The sequence below is a fragment of the Amycolatopsis sp. NPDC051061 genome, assembly GCF_040682935.1.
In the GTDB taxonomy this organism is placed as follows: domain Bacteria; phylum Actinomycetota; class Actinomycetes; order Mycobacteriales; family Pseudonocardiaceae; genus Amycolatopsis.
Genome location: NZ_JBFBBZ010000026.1, coordinates 74,146 through 86,539, shown reverse-complemented (window position 1 = coordinate 86,539; position 12,394 = coordinate 74,146). Strand labels below are relative to the sequence as shown.

The following is a 12,394-nucleotide window of genomic DNA, read 5'->3' as shown; positions in this document are numbered from 1 at the left end:
GCACCGACACGGTCGGAACCATGACGACCACGCTGTCGGCGCCCGAACACGCCCAGCCCGCTCCCGAGACCGCCCGGGAACCGCGCTGGGTCAAGCCTTCCGTCGCCGGGCTGCTGCTCGGCACCGGCCTGCTCTACCTGTGGGACCTGGCGAAGACCGGCTGGGCCAACGACTTCTACGCGATGGCCGCCCAGGCCGGCACGTGGAGCTGGAAGGCGCTGTTCTTCGGCTCGCTCGACCCGGGCAACGTCGTCACCGTCGACAAGCCGCCGTTCTCCCTGTGGGTCATGGGGCTGTCCGGCCGGCTCTTCGGCTTCTCGAGCTGGAGCCTGCTCGTGCCGAACGCGCTCGCCGGCGTCGCCTCCGTGGGCCTGCTCTACCTCGCCGTGCGACGGCTTTCGGGGCCCGGCGCCGGGCTGCTCGCCGGGGCCGGGCTCGCGCTGACGCCGGTCGCCGCGCTCATGTTCCGCTACGACAACCCCGACGCCTTCCTCGTCCTGCTGCTGGTCGCGGGCGCCTACTGCGTCGTGCGCGCGCTCGAGCACGCGAGCACGAAGTGGCTGCTGCTCGCCGGGGTCGCGGTCGGGTTCGGCTTCCTCGACAAGATGCTGCAGGCGTTCCTGGTCCTGCCCGCGTTCGTGCTGGCGTACGCCGTCGCGGCGCCGACGTCGCTCGGGCGCCGGATCGGCCAGCTGGTCGCCGCGGCGGGCGCGGTGCTCGTCTCGGCGGGCTGGTGGATCGCGGTCGTCGCGCTCTGGCCGGCGGCGGACCGGCCGTACATCAGCGGGTCTACCGACAACACCGTGCTGGAACTGGCTTTCGGCTACAACGGTCTGGGAAGGATCTTCGGGGAAGGCCGGGGCGGCGGGACGTTCACCCCGCCGTCCGGGGCCGGTGGTGGCTTCGGAGGTGGCTTCGGTGGCGAAACCGGCCTGACGCGGTTGTTCGGCGGCGAGTTCGGCGGGGAGGCGTCGTGGCTGCTGCCGGCCGCGGTGCTCGGCCTGGTCGCGGGCCTGTGGTTCACGCGGCGGGCGCCCCGCACCGACCGGACCCGCGCGGCCCTGCTGCTGTGGGGCGGCTGGCTGGTCGTCACGACGCTCGTGTTCAGCTACATGAGCGGCATCATCCACCCGTACTACACGGTCGCGCTGGCGCCGGGGATCGCGGCCACGCTGGGGATTTCCGCGCGTGAGCTGTGGCACGGCCGGGCGAACTTCGCGGCCCGCGCGGTGCTGGCCGTGCTGCTCGCGGTCACCGCGGTCTGGGGGTTCGTGCTCCTCGCGCGGACGCCGGACTGGCAGCCGTGGATCCGCTACGCACTCCTCGTGCTCAGCGCGGCCGGTGTCCTGGCCCTGCTGTTCGGCGCCGACCGGTTCCGGCGCTTCGGCCCGGCGGTGGCCGTGGCCGGGCTGTGCGGCGCGCTGCTCGGCACGGCGTCCTTCACCCTGGCCACGGCGGCGACCGCGCACTCCGGCGGCACGCCGTCGTCCGGCCCGGCCGTCGCGAGTGGACGCGGGTTCGGCGCCCGGGGCGGCTTCGGCGAAGGCCAGACCGACGCGGCGGTCATCGACCTGCTGAAGAGCACGACGACGAAGTGGGCCGCCGCGCAGAGCGGTGCGATGCAGTCGGCCGGGCTGGCGCTGTCGAGCGGGCGGCCGGTGCTCGCGATCGGCGGCTTCAGCGGCAGCGACCCGGCGCCGACGCTCGCGCAGTTCCAGCAGTACGCCGCGGCCGGTGACATCCACTACTTCGTCGCGGGCGGGCGCGGCGGCTTCGGCGGCGGCCGCGGTACCTCGGGCGAAATCCAGACCTGGGTCGAGCAGAACTTCGCGCCGGCGACGGTCGGCGGCACGACGATTTACGACCTCACAAAATCTGTCAATTGATCGAAATTCGAGCGATTGTTTCCGGCGTGTTAACAGTCGAGGAATGATTCGCCGATCCGAGGCCGGTGCGATATCGGCGGAGGCGTACACCTGTTCGATCTCCGTCTCGATGACCGGCGCATTGTGAACGATTGTTCGGTTCCCGGAAATAGCGCTCGGTGATGATCACGGCGTGAGGTAACGACGAGGGACTACAGCCCGTGCAATCGCACGTGCCCGGAGCCGTGATCTTGGCCGGGCGGCCGACAGAAACGCGGGATACTCGATCTTGAAGCAGTCTGATATCGCTGGTCCGCCCGGCCGGAGGTCACTCGTTCGGCTGCATTGCCGGGGCGTTGTGGAGATCTTGTGCTAGTCGCTAGGCTCTCCGCCGGTCCGTGGTCCTGAGCACCGCGTTTCCTCAGGTACGGCACCACACCACTTCCCCCGCAGCTGGGAGTTCGTTGTGATTTCCCGTTCCCGCCCCCGTCCGCTGACGGTGCTCCTGACCTTGCTGACCCTCGCCGGGGTCACCGCGCTTTCCGGGTGCAGTGACAGTTCCGCCACCGGCACCGGCGGCAAGATCACCCTCGGGTTCAGCGCCTGGCCGGGCTGGTTCCCCTGGCAGGTGGCGCAGGAACAGGGCCTGTTCGCCAAGAACGGCGTGAACGTCGACCTGAAGTACTTCGACAACTACACCGACAGCATCAACGCGTTGTCCAGCGGAGCCATCGACGCGAACAGCCAGACCCTCAACGACACGCTTTCCTCGGCTTCCGGCGGCGCCAAGCTGTCGATCGTGCTGGTGAACGACAACTCCACCGGCAACGACAAGATCATCGCCCGGGACGGGATCAACGCCGTCGCCGACCTGAAGGGCAAGAAGGTCGCGGTCGAGCAGGGGACGGTCGACCACTACCTGCTGCTGCTCGCGCTGCAGGAGGCGAAGCTGACCGAAAAGGACATCGAGCTGGTCAACCTGCCGACCGACGCCGCCGCGGCCGCGTTCGTCGGCGGCCAGGTCGACGCCGTGGGCGCGTTCGCGCCGTTCACCTCGAAGGCGCTCGAGCGCCCGGGCAGCCGCGCGATCTCGACGTCGGCGGAGTTCCCCGGCGCCATCCCGGACCACCTCGTCACGTCGCAGAAGCTCATCAAGGAGCACCCCAAGGACGTCCAGGCGCTGGTCGACACCTGGTTCGAGACGCTCACCTGGATCAAGAACAACAAGGACGCGGCCGTGGGGATCATGGCCAAGCGCGGCGGGGTCTCCGACGCGGACTACCGGACCTACGACGCCGGCACCACGATCTTCACGCGCCAGCAGAACCTCGACGCGTTCACCCCCGGGGTCACCGCGCAGCACCTCGACTTCCAGGCGAACAAGATCGTCGACTTCATCGTGAACACCGGGCTCGCCCAGCAGCGGCCGTCGCTGGACGGGCTGTTCGACGACCAGTTCGTGAAGGCCGCGCCGCAGTGACCGGCCCGGCCCAGCGGCTCGCCGAACGCCGGGAGGCCGGCCGCCCGGCCTGGGGACCGCTGCCGCGCCGGGACGCGCCGAAGTCCGTCTCGCCGCTGTTTTCGTTGCGCACGCCCATTTCCGCGTCGGCGCGCTGGAAGCTGGCGTTGCTGTCGTTCGCGATCCCGATCCTCGCGTGGATCGTGCTGAGCGTCAGCGGGGTCGTCAACTCGACGTTCCTGCCGTCCCCGGTCGCGGTGGTCAAGGCCGGCGTCGGCATGGCGGGCACCGGCGAGCTCTTCGACGACCTCTGGGCGACGACCCAGCGGGTGCTCGAAGGCTTCGGCCTCGCCGTGCTGGTGTCGGTGCCGCTCGGCATCCTGATGGGCGGCTTTTCCGCCGGGCTAGCGTTTTTCGAGCCGCTGCTCGGGCTGCTGCGCTACCTGCCGGCGAGCGCCTTCATCCCGCTGCTGATCATCTGGCTCGGCATCGGTGAGCCGTCGAAGATCGCCATCCTCTTCATCGGGACGGTCTTCTTCAACACGCTGATGACCGCCGACGTCGTCCGCGGAGTGCCGGGCGAGCTCATCGACGTCTCCTACACCCTCGGCGCGCGCCGAGGCGAGGTGCTGCGCAAGATCGTCGTGCCGCACTCGCTGCCGGGCATGATCGACGCCATCCGGGTCAACGCCGCCGCGGCGTGGAATTTCGTGGTCGTCGCCGAGCTGATCAACTCCTCCGCGGGCCTCGGCTACCGGATCGTGCGGGCGCAGCGGTTCCTGCGGACGGACCAGATCTTCGCCGTGCTCGTGGTCATCGGGATCGCCGGGCTGGTCATCGACGTCCTGCTGCGCCTGCTGCGGACGCGCGTCGGGAAGTGGACGGCATGACGCTGGAACTGCGGAACGTCGCGAAGGACTACAGCGTCCGCGGCCGGGTGACGCGCGCGCTCGACGGCGTCGACCTCGAGGTGCTGCGCGGCGAGTTCGTCTGCGTCGTCGGCGCGAGCGGCTCGGGCAAGTCGACGCTGCTGTCGCTGGTGGCGGGGCTCAGCCGGCCGACCGAGGGCGAGATCGTGCTCGACGGCGTCCCGGTGACCGGCCCCGGCCCGGACCGCGGGCTCGTCTTCCAGGCCGGTGCGCTGTACCCGTGGCGCAACGTCGAGAAGAACGTCGCGTTCGGGCTCGAGCTGCTGCCGGTCGACGCGGCCGAGCGCACCAAGCGCGTGGACTGGTACCTCGCCGAGACCGGGCTCGACGCCGTGCGCAAGTCGCTGCCGAAGCAGCTGTCCGGCGGCCAGCAGCAACGCGTCGCGATCGCGCGGGCGCTCGCGTGCGAGCCGGATGTCCTGCTGCTGGACGAACCCTTCGGCGCCTTGGACGTCCAGACCAAAGAGGACATGCAGGTGCTCATCCGCCAGGTGCAGGCCGACACCGGCACCACGGTGCTGATGGTCACCCACGACGTCGAGGAAGCGGTGTTCCTGGGCGGCCGGGTCGTGGTGCTCGCTTCCGACCCGGGCCGGATCGCCGCGGACGTCGAGGTGACACTGCCCGCCGAGCGGGACCTGGCGGTGAAGCGCGAGCCCGCGTTCCTCGCGCTGCGCGCCCGGATCGAGGACCTCGTCCGCGAGCAGCACCGGGGTCACGTGAGACGGGTGGCCGCGGTCGAGTGAGAACGGAAGACGGGAAGGTGGCGGGATGAGGCACGGCAGGGCGACCGCGGAACGGGCCGGCGGCGGGGGAATCCTCGCCCGGCTCGGCATTCGCGGCAAGCTGAACCTGCTGCTCCTGCCCCCGCTGGCCGCGGTGGTGCTGGTGTCGGTGCCGTTCGTGCTGACCCAGGCGAACAGCGCGCTGGCCGCGACGCAGTCGGCGACGGTGGCACGGCACACCCAGCAGCTCGGCGGGCTGGTCTGGCAGCTGCAGCGCGAACGGCTGCTGACCGGCGCGTACGTCGCGACGCCGTCGATGTCCGCCGACCAGATGCTGCGGCAGCAGAAGGTGGTGAACGCGGCGGTCGAGGACGTGCGGTCGTCGCTGGGCGCCGACGCGCCGGACGAGCTTTCCGCGGCGCTGACCCGGATCGGCTCGCTCACCGAGCTGCGACAGAACGCGCAGGTCCGCGGCGTCGCGCTCGACAGCGTCGCCCGCACCTACCACGCGGTGATCGGCGCGGTAATCGATTCACTGCGGCTCGTCCCGCAGCTCACCAGCGACGCCGAGGGCACGCGGGAGCTGACCGCGCTGGAGGCGCTGCTGCGCGCGAACGAAGAGAACTCGTTGCGCGGCATGGCGTTGATCGTGACGGCGGTGTCGCCGGAGGCCGGCCGGTCCATCCTGGACGACGCGACCCAGCAGGCGCCGATCTTCACCGACCGGTTCGTCCAGCAGGCCGACGACGACACCGACCGCGACCAGTCCGCCCTGGTCGTCAACGTCGAACAGAGCGACGCGGGCCGCCGGATCGACGAGCTCGCGACCCAGGTCGGCAACCCGCGGGACGCGGCCGCGATCTCCCAGTACGTCACCGACGTCCTCACCGCGTCGGAAAGCCAGGCGGGCCAACGGAAGCTGGTCCAGGAGCGGGTCACCGGCGAGATCGCCGACGCCGCGAACGGCCGGGCGGACGCCGGCACGCGGCTGGCCTGGCTGGTCGGCGTCGGCGCGGGCCTGCTGTTCCTGCTGGTCGCGTTCCTCGCCGTCGCGGTGTCCCGCTCGATCGCCTTGCCGCTGCGGCGGCTGACCACCGCGGCGACGTCGGTCGCCGACCTCGCCGGCACCGAGCTCGTCCGCGTGACCGACACCGAGGAGGCCGAGGAGCAGGTCCCGCGGCTGGCCACCATCGACGTCGTCTCCGGCGACGAGCTCGGCCAGCTGGCCGCCGCGTTCAACCGGGTCCAGACCACCGCGGCCGAGCTGGTCGAACGGCAGGCGCTCACCCGGCGCAACACCGGCCTGATGTTCGCGAACGTCGCGAAGCGCACGCAGAACCTCGTCGGCCGCCAGCTCGCGCTGATCGACGAGGTCGAGCGCAACGAGCAGGACACGCGGCTGCTGGCCAGCCTCTACCGGCTCGACCACCTCTCCACCCGCCTGCGCCGCAACGCCGACAACCTGCTCGTGGTGTCCGGCACCCGCGACGAGACGCGCATCGCCGGCCCGATCGAGCTGTCGACGGCCCTGCGTTCCGCCCTCGCCGAGATCGAGGACTACCAGCGCGTCAAGCTCGGCGTCGTCGCGGAAATCCTGCTGTCGTCGGCGCTCGGCGCCGACCTGGTGCTCGTGTTCGCCGAGCTGCTGGAGAACGCGACGTCGTTCTCGCCGCCGGGCTCGATGGTCGAGGTCGACACGATGTTCCTGGCCGACGGCTCCTGCCTGGTGAGCATCGTCGACCACGGCATCGGCATGACCGCGCAGAAGATCGCCGAGGAGAACCAGCGGCTCGTCGAGCGCGAACGGCTCGAGCTGGCGCCGACCAGCGTGCTCGGCCTGTTCGTGGTCGGCCGCCTGGCGCGGCGCCACGACCTGGGCGTCGAGCTGCTCGCGACGCCGACCACCGGCGGCGTGACCGCGCGGCTGACGATCCCGCCGTCGCTGTTCAGCCACCGCGCGGGGGTGCGCGTGAAGACCCCGCCGGCGATCCCCGCGCAGGTCGTGCCCGAGGCGCGTCCCGCGGAAGCCGTCGCGGTGACCGCCGCGGCGGCCACTGTGTCCACTGTCGACGCGCTGCGCCCGGTCGAGCTGCCCGCGCCGGCGATCCCGGCGCTCCTCGGGTCCCGGAACGGCTTCCTCTGGTTCAACCAGCGGGAACCGGTGTGGCCGGACGCCGAGCCGGAAGAGCCGGCGAGCCGGGGCGGCCTCAAACGGCGCGTCCGTGGCGCGCAGCTGCCGAGCCCGGGCACCACGGCGCCGGTCGCCGCCGAGGCCAAGCCACGGCACGACCCGGAGGCGACGAGGACCGCGATGGACGGGTTCCAGAGCGCCTTCGCAAGGGCTGCCTCACCGGGCGACGGCGCGTCGCTGCCGGCCCGGGTGCCCGGGGGCTCGGCGATGGCCGCCGAAGCCCCGGCGTCACGGGACGGCCTGGTCCGCCGGGTCCCCGGCGCCCAGCTCGCCCCCGGCCTGCGCCCGGCGACCGCCGCGGGCCGGCCGGCCGCGAGAGCCGTCGTGAACCGCCCCCGGCGGGACCCGGCGGCCGAGCGGGCGGCGTTCGACTCGTTCGCCGCCGGCCTCGCCAAGGCGGACGTGGTTACGGCAGACAGCCCGCCGTAAGGCGTGGTCGCCGGTCGTGTGATGGAACGAGGAGAAGAGAGCAGGAAATGAGCATCCCCGCAGCTGGCGTCAGTGTCGAAGCCCAGAACTTCAACTGGCTGGTGAGCCGCTTCGCGCAGCACACCGCGGGCGCGATCGCCGCCATCGCGGTCTCGGCCGACGGCTTGCTGATCGCCGTGTCTTCGGAGCTCGAGCGGTCCAACGCCGACCGCCTCGCCGCGATCTCCTCCGCCATGCTCGGGCTCGCCCACGGCGTCTCCGAAAGCCACCCGCTCGGCTCGCCCGACAAGGTGATCATCGAGCTGGAGCACGGGTACCTGCTGGTCTGCACCATCAGCATCGGCTGCTCGCTGGGCGTCCTCGCGAACAAGCAGGCCAGCCTCGGGACGATCGCCTACGAGATGGCGATGTTCGCCAACCGCGCCACCGAGGTCCTCACGCCCGGCCTGATCGAGGAGCTCAAGAACACCGTAGGTTCGTGATGACCGAGGAACCGGACACGTCCCTGCTGCGGCCGTACCTGATGACCTCGGGGCGGGCCCAGCCGGTCGACCAGAGCCTCGAGATCGAGGCGCAGGTCATGACGTCCCGCCTCGGGGCCGCGTCGCACCCGAAGCTCACGTTCGAGCGGCAGGAGATCGTCTCGCTCTGCCGGAGCACCATGTCGGTCGCCGAGGTGGCCGCCATGCTCGGCCTGCACATCGGCGTCGCGCGGGTGCTGGTGGCCGACCTCGCCGAGCTGGGCTACGTCGTCGTCCGGCGGCCGGCGAACCACAATTCGCGCGACCTCGGCATGATCGAAAGGGTCATTCGTGGACTCGAAGCCATTCACTGAACCGGGGGCCCGCCCACCGGCGCCGGTCAAGATCGTCATCGCGGGCGGTTTCGGCGTCGGCAAGACGACGGCGGTGTCGTCCATCTCGGAGATCAAGCCGCTGACGACGGAGGCGGCGATCACGTCGGTGGCGGCTTCGGTGGACAGCACCGGCCACGTCCCGGCCAAGACCACCACGACGGTGGCGCTGGACTTCGGCTGCATCACGATCGACGACGAGGTGAAGCTGTACCTGTTCGGCACGCCCGGCCAGGACCGCTTCGGCTTCATGTGGCAGGACCTGGTCCACGGCGCGCTGGGGGCGCTGGTGATCGTGGACACCCGCCGCATGGACGACTGCTACCCGGCGGTCGACTACTTCGAGAACGCGGGCCTGCCGTTCGTGGTGGCGGTGAACATGTTCGACGGCGCACTGGGGCACGACCTGGAGGACATCCGCTGGGCGTTGGCGGTCAGCGAGGACGTCCCGCTGATCACGTTCGACGCGCGGCAGAAGCTTTCGGTGCGGGACGCGCTGCTCGCGGTGCTGCACAACACGTTCAAGAAGGCCCGAGCCCAGGCGGGCGCGGGGACTTCGCTACACTGATCCACGGACCCCGCGCGGCGTCCACCCTGTGAACTTCCCCAGGGCCGGAAGGCAGCAAGGATAAGCAGGCTCTGACGGGTGCGCGGGGTCCCCTTCGTTTCGGCTCCGGCTCTCGGGGCTTCGCCCCCTTCGCCGGGCCTTCACTTCGTCCTTTCACCCGGGGGCCGAGCCCCCGGACCCCCACGGTGCCTCGGCTGCGGCCTCCTAGAACAGGCCCAGCACGTCTTCCGGTGGCTGTGGTGATGGCGGGCGGTCCTCGTCCGTGATCGGGGCCGCTCTTCCCGCCAGCTTTCGCAGCTCCGCGCCGTGGACGCACCTCGCCGGGAACGCCGCCGACGCCGTTCGTTGCGCGATCTCCGCCGTCGGGAGGTCGGTTGCCGAGGCCGCGAACACCAGGTTGCCGAAGCGGCGGCCCTTCAGCACCGCCGGGTCCGCCAGCAGCAGGACCTCGGGGAACACCTCGCGCAACGTCGCCAGGAAGCGGCGGGCGAACGGGAGCCCCGCGCCGTCCGTGATGTTGGCCAGGTAGCTGCCCTCCGGCCGCAGGATCGTCGCGATCGCCTGGGTCGCTTCCAGCGTGGCCAGGCCGCCCGCCAGGGTCGCGCGCTCGAACGCGTCGACCACCGCCAGGTCCGCCGTGTCCTCGCGTCTCGTCGCCAGCCCGGCGCGGCCGTCCGTCACCCGGACGCGCAGGCCCGGCACCCGCAGCCCCAGCTGGGCGCGAACCAGCTCGACCAGCTCGCCGTCGGCGTCGAACACCAGCTGCCGCGACCCCGGGCGCGACGCCGCGACGTAGCGCGGCAGCGTGCACGCCGCTCCGCCGATGTGCAGCGCGTCCAGCGGGCCCGGCGGCAGCTGGTCCACGACGTCGCCGAACCGGCGGATGTAGTCGAACTCGAGGTTGGCCGGGTCGTCGAGGTCGACGTACGACTGGGCGACCCCGTCCACCGACACCAGCCAGGCGTTGCCCCGGTCGGCGTCGCGGAGGAGCTCCGCCGTCCCGAACCTGACCGGGTACCGCCCGGGCACCGGACCGGGCTTTCGCGCACGCGCCACGACCGGCGAGCCTAGTCGTCGGACCCTCCCGGTACTCCATCCATGCCCCCACCACCGCCCTCAACGGAGACGCTTCGCGTCGCGGTAGATTCACGGGCGTGGCTCTAGCGCTGTACCGCAAGTACCGTCCGGCGACGTTCGCCGAGGTAGTCGGTCAGGAGCATGTGACCGAACCCCTCCGCACGGCGTTGTCCGCCGGGCGCATCAACCATGCCTACCTCTTCTCCGGCCCCCGCGGCTGCGGCAAGACGTCGAGCGCGCGCATCATGGCGCGCTCACTGAACTGCGTGAAGGGGCCGACGCCGGACCCGTGCGGCGAGTGCAGCTCCTGCAAGGCGCTCGCGCCGGAGGGCTCAGGCAGCGTCGACGTCACGGAGCTCGACGCCGCCAGCCACGGTGGTGTCGACGACGCCCGCGAGCTGCGCGACAAGGCGTTCTACGCGCCGGCGGAGTCGCGCTACCGCGTGTTCATCATCGACGAGGCGCACATGGTCACCACGCAGGGCTTCAACGCCCTGCTGAAGATCGTGGAAGAGCCGCCCGAGCACGTCATCTTCATCTTCGCGACCACCGAGCCGGAGAAGGTGCTGACCACCATCCGCTCGCGGACGCACCACTACCCGTTCCGGCTGATCCCGCCGGGCGTGATGCGCACGCTCCTGGAGGGCAACGTCGCGGCCGAGGGCGTCGAGGTCGAGCCGGCGGTGTATCCGCTGGTCATCCGGGCCGGCGGCGGTTCGGCGCGGGACACGCAGTCGGTGCTCGACCAGCTGCTCGCCGGCGCGGGCCCGGACGGCGTTTCGTACCCGCGCGCGGTGGCGCTGCTGGGCGTCACGGACGTCGCGCTGATCGACGACATGGTGGACGCGCTCTCGACCGAGGACGCCGGCACGGTGTTCGGCACGGTCGAGAAGGTCACGGAGGCCGGGCACGACCCGCGGCGGTTCGCGACGGACCTGCTCGACCGGCTGCGCGACCTGGTGCTGCTGCGCGCGGTGCCGGACTCCGCGGGCGGGCTGGTGTCGGCGCCGGAGGAAGAGCTGTCGCGGATGGTCGCGCAGGCGGAGCGGATCGGCCTGGCGACGCTCTCGCGGTACGCGGACATCGTCCACAATGGACTCCTGGAGATGCGCGGGGCGACCTCGCCGCGGCTGGTGCTGGAGCTGCTGTGCGCGCGGATGCTGCTGCCGTCGGTGACGGAGGCGGAGAACGCGCTGCTGGCCCGCCTCGAGCGGCTGGAGCGCCGCGCGACGCTGGCGGGCGGGGGTGGCGCGCCTGCCGAGGGTGGCGTGGAGCCTCCGGTCCGGGCGACGTCGGAGCGGTTCTCACGTCCTTCGCAGCGTCCGGCCTCGGCGGAGGCGGAAGCGGCGCCGATCGCGGCCCCGGAGCCGGCGCAAGCCGAGCCCGCTCCGCGACCCGCGCCCACTCCCGAGCCCGTTTCGACGGCGAAGCCCGCGGAGCCGGTCCCGGCGGCCAAGCCCGCGGACAACGGCTGGGGGACGCCGCGCACCCCTGGTGGCGGCACGCCCGCTCCGGCGGCCGCGGCTCCGAACACCAGCGCCCCGCCGGCCACGGTAGCTCCTGCTCCGGTCAAGGAAGCGTCGACCGGTGAGCTGGACGCCGCCGCGATCCGGAACGTCTGGCCGCAGCTCATGACCGCCCTGCGCAAGTTCACCGGCGGCCGCAGCCTCGAGGCGATGCTCACCCAGGCCACCGTCGCGACCGTCGAAGGCCACGCCCTCACCCTCACCCACAAGTCCGAACCCCTGGCCCGCCGCCTCTCCGACCAGGACAACGCCCGCAAGATCGCCGGCGCGCTGGCGGACGTCGTGGGTGGCGACTGGCAGGTCCGCTGCGTCCACGGCAACGCCCCGGCCACGTCCGCCGCGCGTTCGCAGCAGGCCGCGCCCGCGCCGGAACGGTCGTTCACCCGGCAGTCGGCCGCACCGGCCGCCGCTGCCACACCCGCACCCACACCTGCCGTGGCGGCCGCCCGGCCCGCGCCGGCGCCCGCCGCCGCACCGGCCCGGCCGAAGGTGACCATGGCCGAGCCGGACATCCCGCTGCCCCCGGAGCCCTCCGACGAGGACGACGAGGACCTCTACAACGAGGACGCCAGCCCCGCCCCGCCACCGCCCCCACCGCCGCCGGACCAGGACCCGGACGAGCTGGCCCGCAAGCTCATCTCGGACCATCTCGGCGCCCGCCCCCTCGACTGACCGAAAGCCGTGAAGGCCTCCTTGCCGGCCATAAGAGCCGGTAAGGAGGCCTTCACGGCTTTCGGCCGTCCACACGTCAGGACGCCCAGGGCCCGATACC

10 protein-coding genes and 1 other RNA gene are annotated in these 12,394 nt (G+C 71.9%); 10 read left to right on the top strand and 1 reads right to left on the bottom strand.

All coding sequences use genetic code 11. From position 1 onward, the window contains the following. The first annotated feature begins 20 nt into the window (after positions 1-20). The 9 genes from AB0N03_RS31115 (at position 21) to ffs (ending at position 9,116) form a co-directional block, all read left to right on the top strand. Positions 21-1,886 carry a glycosyltransferase family 39 protein gene (locus AB0N03_RS31115; protein WP_364378806.1) on the top strand — a complete coding sequence of 622 codons (1,866 nt, stop codon included), beginning with the start codon at positions 21-23 and terminating at the stop codon, positions 1,884-1,886. A gap of 445 nt (positions 1,887-2,331) precedes the next feature. Continuing rightward, positions 2,332-3,345, top strand: a complete 1,014-nt coding sequence (locus AB0N03_RS31110) for an ABC transporter substrate-binding protein (protein ID WP_364378804.1) — start codon at positions 2,332-2,334, stop codon at positions 3,343-3,345. Next, a complete protein-coding gene (locus AB0N03_RS31105; protein ID WP_364378801.1) occupies positions 3,342-4,214 on the top strand; it encodes an ABC transporter permease in 873 nt (290 codons plus the stop codon). Before AB0N03_RS31110 ends, AB0N03_RS31105 begins: the two co-directional genes overlap by 4 nt. Then, positions 4,211-4,999 (top strand): ABC transporter ATP-binding protein, encoded by a 789-nt coding sequence (locus AB0N03_RS31100; protein ID WP_364378798.1) that lies wholly within the window; start codon positions 4,211-4,213, stop codon positions 4,997-4,999. Before AB0N03_RS31105 ends, AB0N03_RS31100 begins: the two co-directional genes overlap by 4 nt. Positions 5,000-5,024: 25 nt before the next feature. Beyond that, positions 5,025-7,598, top strand: a complete 2,574-nt coding sequence (locus AB0N03_RS31095; RefSeq protein ID WP_364378795.1) for a nitrate- and nitrite sensing domain-containing protein — start codon at positions 5,025-5,027, stop codon at positions 7,596-7,598. A gap of 47 nt (positions 7,599-7,645) precedes the next feature. Beyond that, a complete protein-coding gene (locus AB0N03_RS31090) occupies positions 7,646-8,080 on the top strand; it encodes a roadblock/LC7 domain-containing protein (RefSeq protein WP_364378792.1) in 435 nt (144 codons plus the stop codon). Then, positions 8,080-8,433, top strand: a complete 354-nt coding sequence (locus AB0N03_RS31085) for a DUF742 domain-containing protein (protein ID WP_364378986.1) — start codon at positions 8,080-8,082, stop codon at positions 8,431-8,433. The genes AB0N03_RS31090 and AB0N03_RS31085 overlap by 1 nt, the downstream gene beginning before the upstream one ends. Continuing rightward, positions 8,411-9,019: an ATP/GTP-binding protein gene (locus tag AB0N03_RS31080; RefSeq protein ID WP_364378789.1), complete on the top strand. Its 609-nt coding sequence runs from the start codon at positions 8,411-8,413 to the stop codon at positions 9,017-9,019. Before AB0N03_RS31085 ends, AB0N03_RS31080 begins: the two co-directional genes overlap by 23 nt. A 2-nt stretch (positions 9,020-9,021) precedes the next feature. Beyond that, an RNA gene (gene ffs, locus AB0N03_RS31075) (signal recognition particle sRNA small type) lies at positions 9,022-9,116 on the top strand. Between the two features lie 107 nt (positions 9,117-9,223). On the opposite strand, the gene AB0N03_RS31070 is transcribed toward ffs, so the two are convergent. Then, positions 9,224-10,075: a fused MFS/spermidine synthase gene (locus AB0N03_RS31070; RefSeq protein WP_364378787.1), complete on the bottom strand. Its 852-nt coding sequence runs from the start codon at positions 10,073-10,075 to the stop codon at positions 9,224-9,226. Between the two features lie 98 nt (positions 10,076-10,173). Between AB0N03_RS31070 and AB0N03_RS31065 the strand changes: the two genes are divergently transcribed. After that, positions 10,174-12,294: a DNA polymerase III subunit gamma and tau gene (locus AB0N03_RS31065; protein ID WP_364378784.1), complete on the top strand. Its 2,121-nt coding sequence runs from the start codon at positions 10,174-10,176 to the stop codon at positions 12,292-12,294. The last annotated feature ends 100 nt before the right edge of the window (positions 12,295-12,394 follow it).

Bases quoted from the DNA above. Each gene is read 5' to 3' on its own strand.
- AB0N03_RS31100 (WP_364378798.1), top strand. From the start codon at position 4,211: ATGACGCTGGAACTGCGGAACGTCGCGAAGGACTACAGCGTCCGCGGC.
- AB0N03_RS31090 (WP_364378792.1), top strand. From the start codon at position 7,646: ATGAGCATCCCCGCAGCTGGCGTCAGTGTCGAAGCCCAGAACTTCAAC.
- AB0N03_RS31085 (WP_364378986.1), top strand. From the start codon at position 8,080: ATGACCGAGGAACCGGACACGTCCCTGCTGCGGCCGTACCTGATGACC.
- AB0N03_RS31095 (WP_364378795.1), top strand. From the start codon at position 5,025: ATGAGGCACGGCAGGGCGACCGCGGAACGGGCCGGCGGCGGGGGAATC.
- AB0N03_RS31115 (WP_364378806.1), top strand. From the start codon at position 21: ATGACGACCACGCTGTCGGCGCCCGAACACGCCCAGCCCGCTCCCGAG.